General features: G+C 38.7%; 22 protein-coding genes. 12 read left to right on the top strand and 10 right to left on the bottom strand.

The features are described 5' to 3' along the window. Nucleotides 1–12: 12 nt before the first annotated feature. The 4 genes from soxX to WCX87_RS09965 form a co-directional block, all read right to left on the bottom strand. A complete protein-coding gene (gene soxX, locus WCX87_RS09980; protein ID WP_345979651.1) occupies nucleotides 13–537 on the bottom strand; it encodes a sulfur oxidation c-type cytochrome SoxX in 525 nt (174 codons plus the stop codon). Nucleotides 538–610: 73 nt separating this feature from the next. Further along, on the bottom strand, nucleotides 611–1,774 hold the full coding sequence (locus WCX87_RS09975; RefSeq protein ID WP_345979650.1) for a HAMP domain-containing sensor histidine kinase: 1,164 nt from the start codon (nucleotides 1,772–1,774) through the stop codon (nucleotides 611–613). Continuing rightward, nucleotides 1,761–2,417, bottom strand: coding sequence for a response regulator transcription factor (locus WCX87_RS09970; protein ID WP_345979649.1), 657 nt, complete (start codon nucleotides 2,415–2,417; stop codon nucleotides 1,761–1,763). The genes WCX87_RS09975 and WCX87_RS09970 overlap by 14 nt, the downstream gene beginning before the upstream one ends. Beyond that, on the bottom strand, nucleotides 2,414–3,505 hold the full coding sequence (locus tag WCX87_RS09965; protein ID WP_345979648.1) for a cache domain-containing protein: 1,092 nt from the start codon (nucleotides 3,503–3,505) through the stop codon (nucleotides 2,414–2,416). Before WCX87_RS09965 ends, WCX87_RS09970 begins: the two co-directional genes overlap by 4 nt. Nucleotides 3,506–3,675: 170 nt before the next feature. Here WCX87_RS09965 and WCX87_RS09960 point away from each other — a divergent pair, with 170 nt between their 5' ends. After that, a complete protein-coding gene (locus WCX87_RS09960) occupies nucleotides 3,676–5,739 on the top strand; it encodes a molybdopterin-dependent oxidoreductase (RefSeq protein ID WP_345979646.1) in 2,064 nt (687 codons plus the stop codon). Continuing rightward, entirely contained in the window at nucleotides 5,739–6,068 is a 330-nt protein-coding gene (locus WCX87_RS09955) for a YraN family protein (protein WP_345979644.1), read from the top strand. The genes WCX87_RS09960 and WCX87_RS09955 overlap by 1 nt, the downstream gene beginning before the upstream one ends. Here the strand turns inward: WCX87_RS09955 and WCX87_RS09950 are convergent. After that, on the bottom strand, nucleotides 6,065–6,844 hold the full coding sequence (locus WCX87_RS09950) for an outer membrane protein OmpK (protein ID WP_345979642.1): 780 nt from the start codon (nucleotides 6,842–6,844) through the stop codon (nucleotides 6,065–6,067). The genes WCX87_RS09955 and WCX87_RS09950 overlap by 4 nt on opposite strands. Before the next feature lie 127 nt (nucleotides 6,845–6,971). Between WCX87_RS09950 and WCX87_RS09945 the strand changes: the two genes are divergently transcribed. The 7 genes from WCX87_RS09945 (at nucleotide 6,972) to WCX87_RS09915 (ending at nucleotide 12,718) form a co-directional block, all read left to right on the top strand. Next, entirely contained in the window at nucleotides 6,972–7,481 is a 510-nt protein-coding gene (locus WCX87_RS09945) for a nucleoside 2-deoxyribosyltransferase (protein WP_345979641.1), read from the top strand. Nucleotides 7,482–7,587: 106 nt separating this feature from the next. After that, nucleotides 7,588–7,905 (top strand): thioredoxin, encoded by a 318-nt coding sequence (gene trxA, locus WCX87_RS09940; RefSeq protein WP_345979640.1) that lies wholly within the window; start codon nucleotides 7,588–7,590, stop codon nucleotides 7,903–7,905. A 12-nt stretch (nucleotides 7,906–7,917) separates the two neighbouring features. Further along, the gene (locus WCX87_RS09935) at nucleotides 7,918–8,403 is read left to right on the top strand and encodes a hypothetical protein (protein ID WP_345979638.1); all 486 of its coding nucleotides are present in this window, start codon (nucleotides 7,918–7,920) and stop codon (nucleotides 8,401–8,403) included. A gap of 12 nt (nucleotides 8,404–8,415) precedes the next feature. Continuing rightward, the gene (gene trxB, locus WCX87_RS09930; RefSeq protein WP_345981111.1) at nucleotides 8,416–9,360 is read left to right on the top strand and encodes a thioredoxin-disulfide reductase; all 945 of its coding nucleotides are present in this window, start codon (nucleotides 8,416–8,418) and stop codon (nucleotides 9,358–9,360) included. A 136-nt stretch (nucleotides 9,361–9,496) separates the two neighbouring features. Beyond that, nucleotides 9,497–10,264 carry a 4-hydroxy-tetrahydrodipicolinate reductase gene (dapB, locus tag WCX87_RS09925; protein ID WP_345981110.1) on the top strand — a complete coding sequence of 256 codons (768 nt, stop codon included), beginning with the start codon at nucleotides 9,497–9,499 and terminating at the stop codon, nucleotides 10,262–10,264. A gap of 126 nt (nucleotides 10,265–10,390) precedes the next feature. Continuing rightward, the gene (gene purF, locus WCX87_RS09920) at nucleotides 10,391–11,749 is read left to right on the top strand and encodes an amidophosphoribosyltransferase (RefSeq protein ID WP_345979637.1); all 1,359 of its coding nucleotides are present in this window, start codon (nucleotides 10,391–10,393) and stop codon (nucleotides 11,747–11,749) included. 3 nt (nucleotides 11,750–11,752) lie between these two features. Further along, complete coding sequence (locus WCX87_RS09915; protein ID WP_345979635.1) at nucleotides 11,753–12,718, top strand: TIGR01212 family radical SAM protein; 966 nt, start codon at nucleotides 11,753–11,755, stop codon at nucleotides 12,716–12,718. On the opposite strand, the gene WCX87_RS09910 is transcribed toward WCX87_RS09915, so the two are convergent. The 5 genes from WCX87_RS09910 to WCX87_RS09890 form a co-directional block, all read right to left on the bottom strand. After that, nucleotides 12,715–13,263: a DUF2393 family protein gene (locus WCX87_RS09910; protein WP_345979633.1), complete on the bottom strand. Its 549-nt coding sequence runs from the start codon at nucleotides 13,261–13,263 to the stop codon at nucleotides 12,715–12,717. The two genes, WCX87_RS09915 and WCX87_RS09910, sit on opposite strands and share 4 nt — an antisense overlap. Beyond that, nucleotides 13,260–13,775 (bottom strand): DUF2393 family protein, encoded by a 516-nt coding sequence (locus WCX87_RS09905; RefSeq protein ID WP_345979631.1) that lies wholly within the window; start codon nucleotides 13,773–13,775, stop codon nucleotides 13,260–13,262. Before WCX87_RS09905 ends, WCX87_RS09910 begins: the two co-directional genes overlap by 4 nt. Further along, entirely contained in the window at nucleotides 13,772–14,452 is a 681-nt protein-coding gene (gene hisIE, locus WCX87_RS09900) for a bifunctional phosphoribosyl-AMP cyclohydrolase/phosphoribosyl-ATP diphosphatase HisIE (RefSeq protein ID WP_345979630.1), read from the bottom strand. The genes WCX87_RS09905 and hisIE overlap by 4 nt, the downstream gene beginning before the upstream one ends. Before the next feature lie 40 nt (nucleotides 14,453–14,492). Further along, nucleotides 14,493–15,575 (bottom strand): prohibitin family protein, encoded by a 1,083-nt coding sequence (locus WCX87_RS09895; protein WP_345979629.1) that lies wholly within the window; start codon nucleotides 15,573–15,575, stop codon nucleotides 14,493–14,495. Nucleotides 15,576–15,653: 78 nt separating this feature from the next. Then, nucleotides 15,654–16,574, bottom strand: a complete 921-nt coding sequence (locus WCX87_RS09890; RefSeq protein WP_345981109.1) for a branched-chain amino acid transaminase — start codon at nucleotides 16,572–16,574, stop codon at nucleotides 15,654–15,656. A 147-nt stretch (nucleotides 16,575–16,721) separates the two neighbouring features. On the opposite strand from WCX87_RS09890, the gene WCX87_RS09885 reads away from it, so the two are divergent. From WCX87_RS09885 to WCX87_RS09875, 3 genes are read left to right on the top strand one after another with little or no spacing between them, the layout of a single operon-like run. Then, nucleotides 16,722–17,447, top strand: a complete 726-nt coding sequence (locus WCX87_RS09885) for a VacJ family lipoprotein (RefSeq protein WP_345979627.1) — start codon at nucleotides 16,722–16,724, stop codon at nucleotides 17,445–17,447. Nucleotides 17,448–17,449: 2 nt separating this feature from the next. Next, nucleotides 17,450–18,034 carry an ABC transporter substrate-binding protein gene (locus WCX87_RS09880; protein ID WP_345979625.1) on the top strand — a complete coding sequence of 195 codons (585 nt, stop codon included), beginning with the start codon at nucleotides 17,450–17,452 and terminating at the stop codon, nucleotides 18,032–18,034. Further along, complete coding sequence (locus tag WCX87_RS09875) at nucleotides 18,031–20,466, top strand: efflux RND transporter permease subunit (RefSeq protein WP_345979623.1); 2,436 nt, start codon at nucleotides 18,031–18,033, stop codon at nucleotides 20,464–20,466. The genes WCX87_RS09880 and WCX87_RS09875 overlap by 4 nt, the downstream gene beginning before the upstream one ends. The last annotated feature ends 90 nt before the right edge of the window (nucleotides 20,467–20,556 follow it).

Genomic DNA, 20,556 nt, shown 5'->3' with positions numbered 1-20,556 from the left:
TTTCTTTCCTTTTTATTTTGGAGCTACGATATATGAAGTCAGGTCACATATCTCTCTTTCGTTAAATAATTTAGTAGTTAAATTGATAGTCATATGTGTTGTCGGATTATCGATACGTGCATCTGCTATCTTTTGAAACACAAACTCTAAAGTTCTTGCACCGGAGTCGATGAAGTTCTGTTTGTAGTTATGTAGGTCCGGACCTATGTTCCCGGCACCTTTTGCACCTTCGATGTTATGGCAGGCAACACAATTTCCATATTGCTTTGCAGAACCGTCAGGGTTACTTTTACTCAATCCAGCCGGTGGATTCCCTTTTGCTTTACTTCCGTTAAGATTATGAAAGATATAAGCGCCTCTAGCTATCGCTGCTGCATCTGTTGTTATACAACCTGCTGGCATACTATAGACTTTCGGTGCAGCTAATAGATCTTTTTCAATAATCTTACTTGCATTAGGATGTTCGATAATACTGCTGTAATCAGCAGCAAAAAGTGAGCATCCCAATAGTAATGAAACTGTTAGATTCTTTACCATTTCAACTTCCTCCTATTTGATTCGGCAAGAAGTGTAACAGTGAAGTGTAAAATTAATGTAAAATTTGTTTTATTTATGAATGAGTGATGATTTTTTGCGGAAATTTGTAGGTAAAAGTACTACCTTCTTTGAGTTTTGACTTGATATCGAGTTCGATCCCTGCTTCTTCGATTATAGATTTTACGATATTGAGCCCAATGCCGAAACCACCCTTGTTTGTGTCTTCTCTATAGTATCTTTTAAAGATCTGATTAACATCTTTGATTCCTATTCCGGAGTCTTTTACACTGAGATGACATATATCTGATTTCATAAAAAGCGATATATGGATAGTACTGTTCTCAAAAGAGTACTTGATCGCATTGGAGATATTATTGTCTACGATCTTTCGCAGTTTTTTCTGGTTCATAAATATAAAGATATTCTCCTCTATATCGCTCTGTATATGTATGTTTTTCATCAAAGCGACATCATAAAAATACTCTATCCTCTCTTTCATAAAACGAGTGAAATTGATCTTCTCATCTTCATACTCGAGACGGTTGTACTTTATGAGATAGTCCATATCGTCGTAAATGTTCGATAAGACTTTTGCGGCACCTTTGACACGCTGGAGATATTTGTTGGTAGGGTTTTTTCTATTATAGAGATCCACATTGACATTGATGATCGCCAGAGGCGTGTTGATCTCATGGATGGAATCTTTTATAAAGTTGTCCAGTTTTTTGTTGACCGCTTTAAAAGGTTCTGCAAAGCGGTTCAGAAAAAACATACTTAAAAGAAAGACGATTATGGCAATAGAAAAGAGTATCACCATAATATTCTTATAGATGGATGCATAAGAGATGGTGTTGTTCAAGATCAGATAATCTGCACCGAAATATCTATTTTTTGGCAGCTGTACGACCAAAAAAGCGTTATAGCCGTCGAGATAATAACCACTTTTAAAACTTTTTATCTCCGTATCTATCAATGTAAAGATCGGTCTAAATCTGACATCGTACAGACCTGATTTGAAAGTCTTAAATCTTGGATATTCAAAATAGATATCATTTTGATTAAACTCTTCCATCGATTTAATGATCAGCAGAGATTTCTCTTTTAAAAACAGTTCATTCTGTACAGAATAAATATTTTTCATATAGATAAAATAAAAAAACAGCGGTGCCAGCAAAATACTGCTGATCAACACTGTGTATATAAGAGCGTTTTTGAGTGCGTATCTATTTTCGTTCAATGATATATCCTAAAGATCTTCTGTTATGTATGATCCCCTCAGGCAGTTTCTGACGCAGATTTTTTAACTGGACTCTAATGGTTGCGGGCTCTACATACTCACCCCATACTTCATCTTGGAACATATCTATGGAGACGACAGAGTTCTTATGTTTTATCAGAACTTCAAGCATATCTTTCTCTGTTTTTCTCAGTACGATCTCTTCACCGTTGATGGTGAGCTTTCCTTTGGTCATATTGTATGTTGCATTCTGCCCGAGGTCGATGATATCGCTGTCATCGAGATAATAACTTCTATAGGCATGATTGATGCGAAGCTCCAGCTCTTCAAGGTCAAAAGGCTTTCTTATGTAGTCACAGCAGCCTCTTTCATAACCCTCTTTGAGATTTTGCACATCGGTCATTGATGTCAAAAATATCGTCGGTATCTTCATATCATCATTGCGCAGGTTCTCTAAAAGTTTAAAACCGTTCATGGAAGGGACATTGACATCCAGAAGTAAAAGTTCGTATGCTTTTTCATGGATAGCATCGTATGCTTCTAGCCCATCCATAAAACAGTCCACTTCGTAACCTATATCTTCTAAAAACTCTTTTATACTGATACGTAAAGAGTACTCATCTTCCAAAAGTAAAATTTTCATCTGATCTTCCCATCTATTTTTTTAACAACTTTACGGTTCAAAATAAGTTGGATCAACTCGTCTTTTGAGTATTGATCCAGTTTTTTGTACGCATTTTCTGAAAACTCCGCTTCATCCTCTTCAGAGATGATATCTTTGATGTAGGAGAGTTCCGAAGGAGTGTATGACTTGTACGCCTGAAAGTCATTTTGTTTTTTCTCTATACTGTATAAACTGCTTCTGGTGACATTGATCAAAAACGAGATATCATCTTCAGGATCTCTAAAATATTCAAGATATTTATCGGGGAGGATAAAGACGAAAGCTCCGATAGTTTCACCGTCTCCATTATACATCGTCTCATAAAAGATATGCCTGTCTTTTGCCGATAACATCCTGTTGGCTTTTAACTGTTTAAAATCGATACTTTTTAAAACCTTGATATGGCTCGAGTTATAGTTGGTGTTAGCGATGATATATTTATTGACGGTCATATTTTCCTGCATAAATATAGCCGTATTGAAATATTTGTCATTTAGTAAGACATAGAGGTCTATCCCCTGCGCACGGAACAACTCTGTAAGAGGTTCAAAAAAGTCTATTACTTCGATAAAGCCGAGCAACGTGTTGTCTTTATAGATAGGTACGGTAGCTTTGATCCCCAGTCTTCTTCCTACTTCTATGGAAGTACGGGGTGATCTGTGAGTTTTAAAATAATTAAGATCGGTTCTATAATCACCTAAGGGCATACCTGCGTATACGTTATCCCAGCTTCTTGCAAAGATAAGGTAATCGCTTGTAATGACCTGTGTTCTTACGAACCTGTCGGTATTTTTCTTAATATTTTCCGTGATCTTTGAGAGGATACTATAACCGAGATCTTCATCATCATTTTCTAAAGCATTCACCAGTCCGCTGTTTTGTGAGAGTACGATAGCGATCTCAAGCGCATTCATCTGATTTGTTTTGAGCTGAGTATTGAGTTCAGAGGTGATCTGATCCAAGATATGATCGAGTTTTTGCTCTTTTACTTCGCCTCTAAAATAGAAAAATATTGTGATAATAAGGATGATAATAACGATAAAGGCAGCAATAAAGCTTTTATACATAAATTTAACACCGATCTAAAAATTTTTATAATTATATCAATAAATCTTATGGTTCTTGCTTCGATCTCCACTTATGTTTTATTTAATCATAAAAGGACACGATCCGCTTCCATAATTTTTAAGATAAACAATTGTAAACTCCGCATATAAATAAAATCGGGATTACTTTAATGGAAAATGTTGAAACTATAGACAGCGTTTGTACCTACTGTGGTGTTGGGTGCGATATAGCAGCTAATGTAAAAGATAACAAAATACAAAATATTTTTGCTCATCCGGACGGCGTAGTTTCACAAGGAAAGCTTTGTATTAAAGGGAAATACGGATTTGATTTCGTAGATGCACAGGACAGACTTAAGACTCCTCGTATCCGTAAAACTTTTTTAGAGAAAAACCCGTATATAAAAGAGAGTATCGCATCGACACTGGTTGATCTAGACGATACCTGGTATGAGACTACGCTTGACAGTGCGACTACTGCAGCGGCTATGAAACTCCAAGAGATACAGACAAACTACGGTGAAAAAAGTGTTTGTTCTATCGGTGGAGCGAGAACATCATGTGAAAGTTCATATCTTTTTCAAAAATTTACTCGTCATACATTAAACTCTCCTCACGTGGATAACTGTGCCAGAGTCTGTCACTCTCCTAGTCTAAAAGGGATGAGAACCACTATTGGCGAGGGTGCGGCGACAAATCCGTACAACGACATCTATAATTGTGAGTTCATGATCGTCATCGGTTCAAACACGACAGAGGCTCATCCTATCATCGCAAACCGTATCGTCGATATGGCGCAAAAACATGACAATCTGGCGGTATTTGATGTAAGAGAGATCAAGCTTCACAGATTTTCAAAATACAAGGCGATCATCCCTCACGAAGCAAATCTTTTAGTACTCAATATGCTTGCTTATACGATCATCGATGAGGAACTTTACCATGAGAGTTTCATTGCCGACAGGACAAAAGGGTTCTTGGAATTTAAAGAAAAGATATTAAACGACCCGTATGCAAATCCGAAATACTTTGAGCAGATAGAGGGGTATGAGTACCTTTCAAAGATGATACCGAAGATCGCCCGTGAGTACGCGCTTAAAAAGTCTATGATATTCTGGGGTCTTGGAATCACGGAACATATCGACGGTTCATATGCGGTCATGGCGATAACACACTTAGCATTGATGACGGGAAATGTCGGTAAAGAGGGTGCAGGTCTTATGCCTTTAAGAGGGCAGAATAATGTTCAGGGAACGTGTGATATGGGGATGCTTCCATACTATGACCCTGATTATCAGACTCCAAAAGAGATCGGTCTTATGACTCCTCAGTTAGTTGATGAGATGCTGGAAGACCGCATAAAAGCTGTTCTTAACATCGGAGAGGATCTGACCCATATCCACCCGAATCTCAACAAAGTAGACAGAGCGTTTGAAAAACTGGAACTTCTTTTTGTCCAGGAGCTATTTATGACTGATGTCGCTTCTCGTGCGGATATCGTCGTAGGTGTGAAATCCGCTTATGAGAAAACGGGTGTCTACGTCAATGCTATGAGACGTCTTCATCTTTCTCAGCCGCTTGTAAAATCAGACCTTCCGGATGACTGGGAAGTGTTGCAGATCCTTGACAACAAGATGGGCGGAACGGCAAATTATGCAAGTTCAAAAGATGTCTGGGATGAGGTAAGAGAGGTTGCATACCGTCGTTTTAGCGGTGCTTCTTACGTGAGACTTGAACGTCATAGAAAAAGAGGACTCCAATGGCCTGTACATACGGAAGACACACCGATCCTTCATCAGTTAGACTTTAGAACTGAAGACGGACTTGGAGAGTTTCACTACCATCAGTATAAACTCCGCGGAATGGTAGAAGAGATTATCAACAAAGATCTTCAGGGATATCATCTAACGACCGGACGTACGATCGCTCATTATAACAATGCAGCTCAGACGAAAAGAAGCGAGAGTCTCAATAAGCGTTATGATGAGGATATCCTTCTTGTATATGAGGGTGACAGAGCAGATTTCCCGACTGAGAAGGTGATACTGAAGTCTGAGTTTGGCGAGACGAATCCGCTTACGGTGCGTTTTACCGAAAAAGTCCAGCCAAAGACGCTGTTTAGTACTTTTCACCATGCAAAGTCAAAGATAAACAACCTCTTTGGAGACAAAAGTGACGAGCTGATCTTGACGGCAGCATTTAAGTCGATAAAAGTCGAGATACTCCCCGCGTAATGAGTAGAGCTAAAGGAGATATCGCAGAGAGTAAAGCCTGTGAATATCTTCTTTCATGCGGTTACACCGTAGTCGATAGAAACTTTTACAGCAAGTTTGGAGAAGTCGATATCATCGCTTTTAAAGATGAGGTTTTACACTTTGTCGAAGTAAAAAGCGGTGAGGACTATGAGCTTGCAGTACAGAACATCACCCCGCAGAAGGTGAGAAAACTTTTGCAGACAGGTGATGTGTATCTTAAAAAAAATGCACTTGAATGTGCTTACATGTACGACGCTGTTATCGTGACACCTTCATCGATCGATCTGATCGAAAACATCACCTTTTAGAAATAGTATCTCAGTGAATAGATAAATCCGTCTTGATACCCGTAGTAGCCCAGTTTGTTGAGTGCATAGCGGTACTGCAGTCCCGCTCTTATATTCTCCGTAGTATGCCACCAGAACTCAAAAGAGCCTTGCACGCCGAAAGACTCTCCGTCACCTGTTCTTGTCCCGTCGCTTAAAAGATAGTGCTCTTTGTCTCTTGCAAACTCATGCTCATGCCATTGAAATATCGTGAACTTCTCTTTAGCGAGTGCAAAATCATAGTTGAGTATCCAGCCAAACATATATCCGTTATAGCCTGTATAATAAGTACTCTCTTGATAGTGAGGACCTAAAAATGGCTGAAACAGCAGGCCGTCATCTATATACTTGTAAGAGATGCCGACGATCAGGTTGGAAACATGGAAATCTTTTGAATAAAGGTTGAAGTCTTGAGAATAGATATACCAGTTGCTGTTAAACAGTTTGATATCAAGTGCGGGTTTGAATGCATATCTTCTGTTACTTTGCGGTAAATCGTCATAACCTCTTGTCGGATTCTCAATATCAAAATACCCGTAGATATCTCCCCACTCAAATCCTGCACCGCCTTCAAGTTCCAGGTAGCCGAAGTCTCTTTGAAATGAACGGTTCTCTGTAGGTTTTGTCCAGTCAAGATAGTTGACACTGACATTTGTAAAGGAGTAGGTGGTTTTAAAAAGGTCATTTTCTGCAAAAATCGTAGAGTGTAAAGAAACAATTGTTAGCAGTGTAGTAAGAAGTCTTTGAGAAATATGCATGTTAAATTCAACCTTGTAATTTGCGGCAATTCTATCATCCCATAACTTAAAATTATAGAACTCAAAGTGTGTTTTTAATGAAAAATCGATACTATAACTGCATATTAAATCAGATAAAGAGCCATTTATGAAAAAAATATATATCGCGGGTCCCGATGTCTTTGAAGCGGATTCGGTGGAAATAGGAAAGAGATATGTTCAAATCTGTGCAGAGTATGGCTATGAGGGGATGTATCCGCTGGATAACATCGTAGACTTTGAACAGGATAAACAAAAGATAGCAAACGATATATTTCTGGCTAATATCGATCTTATAAAAAAAGCCGATGTCGTCATCGCAAACTTAAACGCGTTTCGCGGAAAAGAAGCTGACAGCGGCACCGTTTGGGAATGTGGATATGCATATGGGTTAGGCAAGCCCGTTTACGGCTATATGGATTGCGCAGTTCCCTACTTGCAGCAGTTTGATGAGAGTGAAAAGAGGCTTGTAGATGGTTTGAACGTCGATACATCAGGAAGGATGATAGAAGATTTCGATTATCCGATAAATCTGATGATCTCTTGTTCTGCATTGAAAATAGTCGAGGGCGGTTTTGAGGATGTAGTAAAAACTCTAAAAGAGAACAATTTTCTTTAAATTTTAATTATTATTTAGTAAAACAAGAACTATATTATAAGATAGTTTAAAGATTTCATTTGTATAATACAGCAACTAGATAACAAAAAAAAAGGAACTAAAGATAATGGGTAAATATATAGAACTTACTTCAGCGAATTTTGAAGAAACAATCAACGAAGGTGTAGTATTAGTAGACTTCTGGGCTCCATGGTGTGGACCTTGTCGTATGATCGCTCCTGTAATTGAAGAATTAGCAGAAGACTTTGACGGAAAAGCAAAAATCTGTAAAGTTAACACTGATGAAGAGCAAGATATCGCTGTGAAGTTTGGTATCCGTTCAATTCCAACTATTCTTTTCTTTAAAAACGGTGAAATGGTTGAACAAATGGTTGGTGCAGCTTCAAAACAAGCTTTTGAAGATAAACTAAACTCTCTTTTATAATAGGGTGAGTTGATGGCTAAAGGAGGCAAAAGCCTTTTTAGCGTCACTACCGTTTTCGCTTCTTTCTTTGGAGCAGCACTTATAGCAGCTGCTTTTGCATACTTCAATTACAAATTCTCAGAGTATAAGTTTATAGATTTCGGTAAGTGGATCTTTTATGAAAAAAGTGATATCTTTAAACCGGTCGATGACAGATATATCGTAGTCCTGTACAGTTCAAAAGATAAAAATACCCAAGAGGTCATCTCTAACGTCAATGCCGAGTATAAAATAATAGCGGTAGACTTTTATCAAAATAGTTTTGAGAATACAAAAAGTACAATATTCCTGCGTTCAGGGACAAATACAAACCTGCAGTTTATTCAGAGATTTAACATCTATCATTCTCCATCTATTTTCATTATAAAAAAAGTCAAAGATACTCTTTATAAACAAGATAGTATGATACGAAAATTAGATACATTAGATCAAATTGACAATAAAATAAAAGAGCTTTAAATGGAAAATAATATCTTAGATTGTGCTATCATAGGTGGAGGGCCTGCAGGTTTGACAGCAGGGCTTTATACGACGCGCGGCGGTCTTGCAAACGTTGTGATGTTTGAAAAAGGGATGCCAGGCGGTCAGATAACTCAAAGCAGCGAGATCGAGAACTATCCCGGCGTGACGGGTGAGATCACTGGAATGGATCTTATGATCCCGTGGCCTGAACAGTGTCAAAAGTTCGGTTTAAAACATGATATGGTCGAAGTGACCCGTGTTTCGAGAAATGAGAACGGCACTTTTGTTATCCATAAGGGTGACGGTAAGACTCAAGAGGCTCACAGCGTTATAGTCTGTACAGGTTCTACTCCTCGTCGTGCCGGCTTTAAAGGAGAAGACAAGTTCTTTGGAAGAGGCGTGAGTACTTGTGCCACTTGTGATGGGTTTTTCTATAAAGGAAAAGAGGTCGCAGTTATCGGCGGTGGAGACACTGCCCTAGAAGAAGCATTGTACCTTGCTAAGATCTGTGCAAAAGTCTACCTTATACACAGACGTGATACGTTCCGTTCTGCACCAAATACGGTAGAACGTGTGAAGTCGACAGCAAATATCGAACTTGTACTAAACTCGATACCGGATGAAGTATACGGTGATGCTATGGGTGTTACGGGTATCCGTGTTATCGATAAAGAGGGACAGAGCAGAGATATAGCAGTACCGGGAGTATTTACATTTGTAGGGAACAATGTAAACAACCAGGTGCTGATGCAAGAGGACGGTACATCTCTTTGTGAGCTTAACAGTGCAGGAGAGGTTATAGTCGATCTTAGCATGAGGACTTCTGTTGAGGGTCTGTTTGCTGCAGGAGACATTAGGATCGAAGCTCCAAAACAGGTTGTGTGTGCAGCTGGAGACGGTGCTGTGGCGGCACTTAAAGCTATCTCTTATGTAGATGAAAAACTAAGCCACTAAAACAACATTATACATAATGAGCTTTCTGCTGAAGAAAATTTAGTGTTAACGTAGTCAAATGGACTTGGTCTGTTTGACGTTTAAAAAAAATGGAGGTATCCTTCATTTTATGAAATAAAATTAAGGAATGAAAATAATGATAAAAGTCGGAGTCTTTGGCGCAAGCGGGAGAGTAGGTCGTTTACTACTGGATGATCTGAAATTAGAGGATAATATGTCTCTTTCAACGGTTTACGTAAGAGAGAACCTTGATTTCTCGATCGATCCATCGGTATTAGTGACAAACGATCTGCACACTTTTTTAAACGCTTGTGACATCGTCGTTGATTTTTCTTTGCCTGAAGCATGTCAATCGCTTTTGGAAGAGTCCATAAAAGCTCCAAGACCGTTAGTTATCGGCACGACAGGACTTGACTTGCACCAGATGAACCTTTTAAAGGATGCGAGTGAAGTGATGCCTATTTTGTATGCGACAAACATGTCTTTAGGTGTCGCACTTTTAAATAAATTGGTATATATAGCGTCACAGAGCCTAGACGGTTTTGATATCGAGATAGTCGAACAGCATCACAGACATAAAAAAGATGCACCAAGCGGTACGGCACTGACTTTAGCAGAAAGTGCGGCTGCGGGAAGAGATCTTGATCTTGATAAAGTGAGAGTCAGCGGCAGAAACGGCAATATCGGTGAAAGAACAAAAGATGAGATCGCCGTTATGGCACTTCGCGGCGGTGATATCGTAGGACGTCATACGGTCGGTTTTTACAATGATGGAGAGTTTATAGAACTCAATCACACGGCGACAAGCAGAAACACGTTTAGTAAAGGAGCACTCCGTGCTGCTAAGTGGCTTGTAGACAAGCCGGCAGGTCTATATAACATCGCTGATTGTTTAGAACTCTAATTAATTTAAAAAAGAGCCGTTTTAGCTCTTTTTTAGTATAATTCCAAAATATATTTATAAAAACTATAAGATTTTATTTTCGAAATAGTTTTTATAAATCTATTTAACATTTACAAGGATTCTATCTTGCTTGAAAATATGAATGAAAAGTGTGCAGTTGTCGGGATATTCGGTCATAAAGAGGCTTCTAAATTAGCGTACTTTTCACTACATGCATTACAGCATCGCGGTCAAGAGGCTGCTGGTATATCGTCAGCTGACGGGAAAAAACTTCATACCATTAAAGACAGAGGTCTGGTGACAACTGTATTTGATGAGAAAAAGTTAGGGACTTTAAAAGGCAACAATGCCATAGGACATACAAGATACTCTACTGCGGGTGACGATTCTATTCTTGATGCTCAGCCGGTATTTGCCAGATATGACCTTGGTGAGATGTCTATCGTTCATAACGGTAACCTTACAAATGCTCAGGAAGTCCGTGACGCCCTCATTAAAAAAGGTGCGATATTCCAGACTTTTATGGATACTGAAAATCTTATCCATCTGATCGCAAAGAGTGAAAAAGAGCATCTTGTTGACCGTATTATCGACGGTGTAAAACGCATCGAGGGTGCATTTTCACTAGTGTTCTTAAGCCGTACGAAGATGTTCGCGATGCGTGACAGATTCGGTTTCCGTCCTTTAAGTCTAGGTAGAATCGGTAACGGCGGGTATGTCGTAGCAAGCGAGACTTGTGCATTCGATCTTATCGGCGCAAAATATATCCGTGATGTAGAGCCGGGTGAACTTCTTATATTTGAAGAGGATAAAGCACCTCAAAGCATCAAAATATTCGAACCGACTCCAAAACACTGTATTTTCGAGTATGTTTACTTTGCTCGTCCAGACTCAAGTGTTTATGGACAAAGTGTTTACCAGATGAGAAAAAACATGGGTATCGAGCTTGCAAAGATCAAACCAGTTGAAGCTGATATGGTCATCCCTGTTCCAGACGGTGGTGTCCCGGCGGCTATCGGATACTCTCAAGGAAGCGGAATACCTTACGAGATGGGGATCATGAGAAATCACTATATCGGACGTACGTTCATCGAGCCTACGCAAGAGATGCGTGATCTGAAAGTGAAGATGAAGCTTTCTCCGATGATCGATACGATAAAAGGCAAGTCAGTGATCGTAGTAGATGATTCTATCGTTCGCGGCACTACTTCAAGAAGAATCGTTAGAATGCTTAAAGATGCAGGAGCAAGAGAAGTCCATATGAGAATCTCGTCTCCTCCGACAACTGATCCGTGTTTTTACGGTGTCGACACCCCGGACAAAGACAAGCTGATAGCTGCAAATATGTCTATAGATGAGATATGTGATTTTATCGAAGCTGATTCGTTAGCATATCTTACGGAAGATGCACTTTTAAGAAGTGTCAATGCCGATAGTGAAGATAAATACTGTACAGCTTGTTTTACAGGTAAATACATAGTCTAGGTTATGACAGTAAAACAGATATATACATTTGGGAAATACCTAAATGAAAAGTTCGGTACAAAGGTCCATAAAACTGCTGTATCGATATCGGGATTCACATGTCCGAATATAGACGGGACTGTTGCAAAAGGCGGATGTACTTTTTGTGAGAATGATTCATTCAGCCCTAGTCTGGACAGTGTAAAACCCTTAAAGGGGTTTCATCTAAATCTTACTTCCAAAGAAAATCCCTTTTTAGATAAACAGCTTCTTCAGTTGCAAATGCAGTTCAATGCACTCAGCTCCCGTCAAAAAAGAGAATACGGTGTCAACAAATACCTTGTATATTTTCAATCTTTCACAAACACGTATGCTCCTTTTGAGACACTAAAGACACTTTACGAAAGAGCACTTTCATTTGATGATGTTATCGGTCTCAGTATAGGTACAAGAAGCGACAGTATCACTGATGAGACACTAGAGTATCTAGGAGAGCTTGCAAAGACAAAAGAGATATGGATAGAGTTTGGTATCCAGTCAGTCTATGATGAGACACTAGAGCGCATTAACCGCGGGCATACAAGTGCCAATGTCAAAGAGTGGATATTAAAAGCTAAAAAAGCAGGTCTGAATGTATGCGGTCATCTTATCTTCGGACTTCCGGGTGAAGATAAGGCTATGATGCTGGAAACTGCAAAGCAGGCGTATGAATGGGGGATAGATTCCGTAAAGTACCATCCTCTTTATGTCGTTAAAAAGACAGCTCTTGCAAATGAATATGCACGGGGAGAGTTTACACCGATCACTGAGGAGGATTATCTAGATGTCTTAAATGAGGCTATTTTGATGAAACCTGATCATGTAAGTGTGCAGAGGATCACTGCCGGAGTAGACGATGATTCACTTATCGCACCAGCCTGGTGTAGAGACAAAAACGAGCAGATAAGAAATATCAACAGCTCTTTGAAAAAAATAGGCTTTAAATATTAGTGTGCAGTTACTTTCGTAAACTGTGTTACATTCTCAAAGTATGGCGGATAATCAAACATCACTCTAAAACTCTTTGTTTTCCCGGGTTCTAGATCTTCCGCTACCACGAATCTTTTGACAACGGTCTGAGGTTTATATAAAACATTCATCCCGCCACCGAAAAATTCTGCAAATCCGCTTGGACTAAAGAAACTTCCCGGTTTGACTTTCCCTCTTGTATGTGCCTTATTTACAATCTTTACTTCAAGTGTGACTTTGCCTATCTTGTAATCACCGATATTTTTTACGTAACCTGTATATACGATCTTCTCGATAGAAAGTATTCTATGATTTTCCAGATTGCCTAGTTGTACTTTTTTAGTGTACTTGTCAAGTGCAACGAGAGTAAAACTGACAACTAATATGACTATCAAAACGATTGAGAATATCATAGAAAGGATTATTTTTTTGTCTGCTTGTCTAAGGGCTGCAAAAATACCAAGAGCAATAACGACTACTCCTAACAGCATAGTAAGGTAGTGCCAAATAGTTAAATATGTACTCATCTGCAATCAGCTCCTAAAGATACATTATAGTCATTTTTGTAGCCAAAAGGTTCGACTATAATCTTGACAGGTCTAGTTTCATTTCTTTCTATATCATTCTCAATAATCGACATTTTTTTAAATGGCTTAAGTGTGTATATCTTGTCAAGTACTTTGTTATGCGATACTTTATAGAGTTTTGCACTTATCTTACATGTAGAAAAATCTCTTTTTGATTCGTTAGTGATAGTCCCTGTCACGACTACTGCCGGAGTAAACTGCAGCTCTTTGACACTGGTGACTTTACAACTGTTTTTGTAAATGAATTTATGAAGTTCTATATACCCGATCACCGGTCCTAGAACAAGGAGGATGATACTTATCAGCAGTACAGTGACAGATAAAAGAGGTTTTTTTCTTAAGAGCAGGGTGATGACAAGCAGCAGTAAAAAGAGAATAAATATCCCACCAAATAATGCATAGTCATAGTTTGTCAATCCATTAAGAAAGGTGAGTATTTTATTACTATTCATGATTCTCTTGAGTTCTTTTCTGCTATTCCGCTAATATCGAATCTGCGGGCAAGTTCCTGTTTGATACGGTCAGGAGAGATGTTTTTGTATGCAAGAGCGACTAACATATGGTATGTCAGATCAGCTGCCTCGTAGATCATCTCGGCTTCGTCATTGTCTTTAAATGCAAAGGTAAACTCGCCTGATTCCTCGATCACTTTTTTTAGTATTGTGTTTTCACCCTTGCTAAAAAGTTTTGCCGTCCATGAGGTTGACGGATCGGCATTTTTTCTTTCTTGGATCGTATGGTAAAGAGTGTCTATGACTCCGTACATCGCATCAGTGTTTACTTCGACTTCTGTCTGAACATCACCTGATTTGAGTTCGGTAAAAAAGCATGAACGTCTTCCCGTATGGCATGCTACACCCTCCTGTGTGACTTTGATCAGCAGTGTATCGTTATCGCAGTCAATGTTAAAAGAATGGATAGTCTGGATATGTCCGCTACTCTCGCCTTTTTTCCAGATACGTTGTTTTGAACGTGAAAAGTAGTGCGCGATCCCTGTTTGTAAAGAGAGTTCAAGAGCTTCTTTATCCATATATGCCATCATCAAGACTTCATTGTTAGTAACGTCTTGGACGATGACAGGAAGAAGCTCCTGCTTTTGCCAGTCAATACGGTTTAGTATCTCTTGCATATATTTCCTTGAGTAAAAAGGCTTACTTACATGTAAGCCTTTAATTTGATGAAGTTACTTTTGAACGAGACTCTTTCATATCGACCCAGATATTTGGAGTCGAACCGCCAGGTGTTAAGAATATCTTCGCATCTTTGTTTGTTTGAAGTGCTTCGTTAAACTTCCCTTGAACTTTTATCTGCTCAAGCTGTAGAAGTTTTGGAGTCAATGATTTAGATATAAGCAGGTTTGCTTTAGCATTTGCATCAGCTTCTATCGTAATAGCCTGTGCTTTACCCTCTGCTTCGATTCTAACAGCGTCTGCACGACCTTGAGCTTCAGCAGCACGTTTTAGAGCTTCTTGTTTTGCACGTGCGACCTCTTGCTCCGCTTTTTGTACTTCCTGTTTTGCGATCTGAACACGTTCGATCTGATCTTTTACTTTTGTAGGCAGAACGATCTCACGCAGTTGAACAGATTGTAGGATCGCAGGAGAGTTTGGAAGAGATTTCACATTGTCGCTGATCCCAGCTTCGATCTTTGCTGCGATAGTATTTCTCTCGTTCGGTAAAGATTCTGCATCGTAGTTACCCACGACGTTTCTTACAACATCACGTACAACAGGATTGATGATCTTGTCTTCCCAGCTGAATCCCCAGTTAGAGATAGTTTGTGCCGCAAACTGTGCATTTAATCTGTACTGAACTGTCAACTCGATAGAAACCGGAAGACCGCGTCTGTCAAGGACAGTAACTGCAGGTTTTGTCTTTATTCCGTCACCCTGATCCGTTTTTTCCAAACCGCTTGCATAGTTAATGATTCTGACTTTTGTATCGACCGCAAAGACTTTTTGAATGACTGGAAGTATAAAATGCAGTCCCGGTAGAAGTGCTTGTTCTTGGTACTTTCCGTTTGTAGAAAGGATCCCGCGTTCACCCTCGTTGATGATCACAAAAGGTTTTGCGATAACTAAAAGAAGTACAAGACCGACTATAAAATATAGTATGATCGATTTTCCGCCACCGAAATTAAAGTCGATCTTTGGAGGTCTGGGTGCTTTTGGTGAAGAGTTGTCTCCTCCACCGCCAAATCCACCGCCTTGGCTCTTTTTCTTGTTAAAATAATCGTTCATATCTGATGCCATAGTTGTTGTTCCTTCATTTTGTTTTGTTTCCCTATGCGGGAAACTGATACATCTCTAAGAGATGTTTTTTAGATTCTATTAGTTGACATACGTCAAGTAGTGTTCGTACTCTTTGTTACGTCCAAAAACTATGTCGAAATACATCGACTGCAGTTTTTCCGTCATCTCGCCTCTAGCACCGTTTCCTATCTCTCTTGCGTCTACATTACGAACAGGTGTTATCTCAGCCGCAGTCCCTGTCAGGAATGCTTCATCTGCAACATAGACATCTTCACGTGAAAGACGTTTACGGACGACTTCGATACCTAGGTTTTGTGCCATCTCGATAACAGTCTTTTGAGTGATAGACTCTAATGAGTTGTCATTTGGAGGAGTGATAAGTTTTCCGTCTTTTACCATAAAGAAACTTGCTCCGCTTGCTTCTGCGACATACCCTTGGTCATCAAGTAAAAGTGCTTCATCATAACCGCAGTCGATCGCCTCATATTTTGCCATTTGAGAGTTAAGGTAGTTTGCCGTAGCTTTTGCTTTACCCATATTTGACGTATTTGCAGGACGTGTCATAGATACGATCTTAAGTTTAATACCTTTTTTCATACCCTCTTCACCAAGATAAGCGCCCCATTCCCAAGCAGATAAAACAGTCTCGACAGGTGCGTTTTTATGGTAAACACCCATAACACCGTAACCTAAAAATGCAAATGGACGGATATAAACGTTATCACCCGTAAACTCGTTGTTTCTTACAAGCTCTATCTGTGCTTTATTTAGCTCTTCGACACTGTACGGGATATCGATAAGAGTCATCTTTGCAGACTCTTTAAGTCTTTTCGTATGGTCGTTTAGACGAAAAATCGCATAACCTTTTGCAGTCTTATACGCTTTTGTTCCTTCGATTACACCATTTCCGTAGTGAATAGTATGAGAGAGTACATGTACCTGTGCATCATCCCAATTTACAAACTTTCCATTCATCCAAATATATTTGGCTTTATCCATTCTATTGTCTCCGTTGTTGCCAAAGTTAAAAGTCAGATATTCTACCAAAATAGCCATTTGGATTTTATTAAATTTACATATATTATAAATAATAAGGTATTTAAAAGTAGTATCAGGATACTATTTTTAAATATTTGTGAGGTGCGAATGCGTTTTTTGTTATTAGTATTTTTGATTTTTAATTTCTATTCGTACGCTGATAATATAGATGATTTTGACGATGAGTTCGTTACAAAAAAGTATGAGCCTTTCGACCCTCTAAGCGGTTATAACCGCGTTATGACAAATTTTAACGATTACCTTTATATGAATGTTTTAGATCCTTATCTCTTTAAAGGCTACAACTATGTGGCTCCAAAAGTCGTCCGTTCATCTATACAAAACTTTTTTGATAACCTGAAGTTTCCTGTAACATTTGTCAATAATCTGCTTCAATTGAAGTTTAAAAGAGCATGGATCGATGTCGAAAGATTCGGAGTAAACACTACGGTGGGGCTTTTTGGCTTTTTTGATCCTGCATATACGTGGTTAAAACTGGACAAAAGCGATGAAGATTTCGGACAGACTTTGGGATATTACGGAGTAGGCAGCGGTTTTCCTATTACCCTGCCGTTTTTCGGACAGTATAACCTTAGAGATCTCGCAGGCGTGTATGTCGATGCAGCAGCAGATCCTATCTATTATGTTGATTATAGAAAATACAATGTTGTCGATAATAAGTATGAATCTTGGGGTATAATCTCGTATAAAAAATTCAATGAGGGATCACTCAGGGCAAAAGAGTACAAAGAGTTAAGAAAAGATGCTATCGATCTTTACCCTTTTATACGTGACGCTTATGAACAAAACCGCAATATGTTGATTAAGGAGTAGTAGTGAAATCATTTTTAATGATTTTAATTTTTGGTATGTTTCTGACTCTCAATGCTAGTGTAGAAGATGACATCACCGATATGATGGTTAAAAACAGTGAAAAAGTCACAGGAATATTGAAAGATAAAGTGATGCCGAAAGAGGAACAGGACGCTGAGATCATAAGACTCGTTGACCCTCTTTTTGATTTTAATCTAATGGGTAAACTCTGTCTTGGCAAAAGTATCTACAATACACTGACGAAAGTACAAAAAAATAACTTTCACGTGGTGTTCAACAAAAAGATCAAAGAGTCCTATATAAACAAACTGCATCTGTATACGGATGAAAAACTGGAGTTTGAAAAAGCACAGAGAGTAAAAGCGACACGCATCACTCTTCTTAGTTATCTTATAACAAAAACAGAGAAAAAACCGGTTCTTTATAAGTTTTATGAAAATGATGAAAAACAGTGGCTGATCTATGATGTCGATATCTTCGGTGTCAGTATCGTCCAAACATATAGAAACCAGTTTTCAGCAGCACTAAAGACAAAGAGTTTTGAGCAGTTTTTAGATGAATTAGATAAAGATAAAACAGAACAATGATAGAAAAGTTTTATGAAAACGGTGTAATCAAGTATCCAAAGATCACACTGTTCATACTGCTTTTCATAGTCACATTTCTAGCTTTTTATATCCCACGACTTAGCGTTGATGCATCCGCTGAGACTCTCCTTTTAGAAAATGATAAAGATCTTATGTATACAAGAGAGATCAACTCCAGATACGATGCGCCTGATTTTTTGGTCATCACATATACTCCAAACAGCCCTCTGTTAAGTGATGAAAGTCTAAAAAGCCTAAAAAGTCTAAAAGATGATCTGGAGTCTTTGAATTTTGTAGACAATGTCGTCTCCATTCTCGATGTACCGCTTTTTAAAAGTCCTCCAAAACCTTTAAAAGAGTTGATCCAAAACATACCGACACTAGAAACGAATACGACAGACAAAACGCTGGCAAAAGCAGAGTTCTTATCGAATCCGATATATAGAGACAATCTTGTCGGAAAGGATTTTATCACCACGGCAGTCGTTATAAACCTTAAAGAGGACAAGAAGTTCAAGGCTCTTTTGGACAAAAAAAATGCGACTAAAAAACCGAGTGATATCAAAGAGTTTAAAGAGTATAGAGAGCTAAAAAGAGCAAGAGAGCATCTTGATCTTCAAGAGATAAGAACCGTTATAAAAAAACATTCAAATGATGCACAACTGTTCTTAGGCGGCGTAGATATGATCGCCGATGATATGATAACCTATGTGAAAAGCGATATAAAGACATATGGGACTATCGTACTTGTAATCTTGGTCTTGATGCTTTATGCTGTCTTTAGAGAGTTAAAATGGGTGTTCATCCCCGTCGTTATATCTACGGCTTCCATCATCGCTTCGACTGGACTTTTCGGGCTTCTTGGGTTTGAGGTCACCGTTGTCTCATCAAACTTTATCTCACTGCAGCTCATTGTCACCATATCGATAATCATACACCTTATGGTCAGGTACAGAGAACTTTTTATCACTCAAAACGAGCTTTCTCAGAAGGAGTTGGTACTACAGACGGTAACATCGATACTTAAGCCTTCGTTTTTTGCCATCATCACTACTATCGCCGGATTTAGTTCACTGATACTCTCAGGGATACTTCCGGTCATCATGCTTGGATGGATGATGAGCATAGCAATATTCGTCTCTTTAATAATCATATTTATAAGTTTTCCCGCGATACTGATCCTGATGAAGAAATCAGACAGAAAGGTCTATTTTAGAACAGGGTTTTCTTTAACGGCCGTTTGTTCATATTTAGTCGAAAAACATAGAAATGCAGTCGTCTTTATGAGTCTGTTTGTGTTTGTTTTAAGCATGATCTATATGTTTGATATCCGTGTTGAAAACAGTTTTATCAACTACTTTAAAAAATCGACGGAGATATATAAGGGGATGGAGGTCATCGACAGATCTCTGGGTGGGACGACCCCGTTAGATGTTATTATCGACTTTCCAAAACCTAAAGATGCACCAGTACAGAGTACAAAAAAAAGTGCCTCTAATGATGAATTTGATGAGTTTGAAGATGAGTATAATGCTATTAAAAATCAAAATCAGTACTGGTTCAGTGCCGATAAAATGGATGTTGTAAGAAGAGTCCATACCTATCTTGAATCGATCCCTGAAGTCGGAAAAGTGCTCTCTTTAGGCAGTGTTTTAGAACTGGGACGCAGCCTGAACGATAATGAAGAACTGGATGATTTTGCACTTGCAATGCTTTATAACGAGCTTCCTCAGAGATTCCGTAAGATCGTCCTCTCTCCGTATGTGAACATTGAGGCAAATGAGGTACGCTTCTCTATGCGTATCGTCGATTCCAATCCTACTCTGCAAAGAGATAAGTTGCTAAAGAAGATCAAATACGATCTGGTACATAAGCTCGGACTCAAAGAGGAAAATGTGCATCTGTCCAACCTGATGGTCCTGTATAATAATATGCTCCAGTCTCTTTTTAATTCTCAAATTAAGACGCTTGGATTGATGCTTATTTTGCTTGGGATTCTCTTTTTTCTTCTTTTCAGATCTTTAAAGATCATGATGATAGCGATGATCGTAAATATCATCCCTATATCTATTATTTTCGGGGTTATGGGCTTCTTTGATATGCCGCTTGATATGATGAGCATCACTATAGCATCGATCGCCATCGGTATTGCAGTTGACGATACTATTCACTATCTTCACAGGTATAAAAAAGAGTATCAAAAAGATAACAATTATGTTGAAGCGATGAAGCGATCACATCAAAGTGTGGGGTATGCGATGTATTACACTTCCATAACGATCATGATCGGATTTTTGGTTCTTGTTCTGTCGGAATTTACGCCTACGATATACTTTGGACTGCTGACAGTCCTAGCGATGTTCAGTGCTCTTATGACAGACCTTTTATTGCTTCCTGCTCTTTTGTTAATATTAAAACCATATAAAAATTGATAACTATATGAAACAAAAAAGAAAATTGCTTATTTTTTAAGCAAAAATAACTATTTTTCTAGTGAAATCTTCGGTACAATATCAGCAATA

Source organism: Sulfurimonas sp. HSL3-2 (assembly GCF_039645965.1).
Taxonomy (GTDB): Bacteria; Campylobacterota; Campylobacteria; order Campylobacterales; family Sulfurimonadaceae; genus Hydrocurvibacter; species Hydrocurvibacter mobilis.
This window is presented reverse-complemented; position numbering and strand designations above follow the sequence as displayed.

Bases quoted from the DNA above. Each gene is read 5' to 3' on its own strand.
- soxX (WP_345979651.1), bottom strand. From the start codon at position 537: ATGGTAAAGAATCTAACAGTTTCATTACTATTGGGATGCTCACTTTTT.
- WCX87_RS09970 (WP_345979649.1), bottom strand. From the start codon at position 2,417: ATGAAAATTTTACTTTTGGAAGATGAGTACTCTTTACGTATCAGTATA.
- WCX87_RS09965 (WP_345979648.1), bottom strand. From the start codon at position 3,505: ATGTATAAAAGCTTTATTGCTGCCTTTATCGTTATTATCATCCTTATT.
- WCX87_RS09960 (WP_345979646.1), top strand. From the start codon at position 3,676: ATGGAAAATGTTGAAACTATAGACAGCGTTTGTACCTACTGTGGTGTT.
- WCX87_RS09955 (WP_345979644.1), top strand. From the start codon at position 5,739: ATGAGTAGAGCTAAAGGAGATATCGCAGAGAGTAAAGCCTGTGAATAT.
- WCX87_RS09950 (WP_345979642.1), bottom strand. From the start codon at position 6,844: ATGCATATTTCTCAAAGACTTCTTACTACACTGCTAACAATTGTTTCT.
- WCX87_RS09945 (WP_345979641.1), top strand. From the start codon at position 6,972: ATGAAAAAAATATATATCGCGGGTCCCGATGTCTTTGAAGCGGATTCG.
- trxA (WP_345979640.1), top strand. From the start codon at position 7,588: ATGGGTAAATATATAGAACTTACTTCAGCGAATTTTGAAGAAACAATC.
- WCX87_RS09935 (WP_345979638.1), top strand. From the start codon at position 7,918: ATGGCTAAAGGAGGCAAAAGCCTTTTTAGCGTCACTACCGTTTTCGCT.
- dapB (WP_345981110.1), top strand. From the start codon at position 9,497: ATGATAAAAGTCGGAGTCTTTGGCGCAAGCGGGAGAGTAGGTCGTTTA.
- WCX87_RS09915 (WP_345979635.1), top strand. From the start codon at position 11,753: ATGACAGTAAAACAGATATATACATTTGGGAAATACCTAAATGAAAAG.
- WCX87_RS09910 (WP_345979633.1), bottom strand. From the start codon at position 13,263: ATGAGTACATATTTAACTATTTGGCACTACCTTACTATGCTGTTAGGA.
- WCX87_RS09905 (WP_345979631.1), bottom strand. From the start codon at position 13,775: ATGAATAGTAATAAAATACTCACCTTTCTTAATGGATTGACAAACTAT.
- hisIE (WP_345979630.1), bottom strand. From the start codon at position 14,452: ATGCAAGAGATACTAAACCGTATTGACTGGCAAAAGCAGGAGCTTCTT.
- WCX87_RS09895 (WP_345979629.1), bottom strand. From the start codon at position 15,575: ATGGCATCAGATATGAACGATTATTTTAACAAGAAAAAGAGCCAAGGC.
- WCX87_RS09890 (WP_345981109.1), bottom strand. From the start codon at position 16,574: ATGGATAAAGCCAAATATATTTGGATGAATGGAAAGTTTGTAAATTGG.
- WCX87_RS09885 (WP_345979627.1), top strand. From the start codon at position 16,722: ATGCGTTTTTTGTTATTAGTATTTTTGATTTTTAATTTCTATTCGTAC.
- WCX87_RS09875 (WP_345979623.1), top strand. From the start codon at position 18,031: ATGATAGAAAAGTTTTATGAAAACGGTGTAATCAAGTATCCAAAGATC.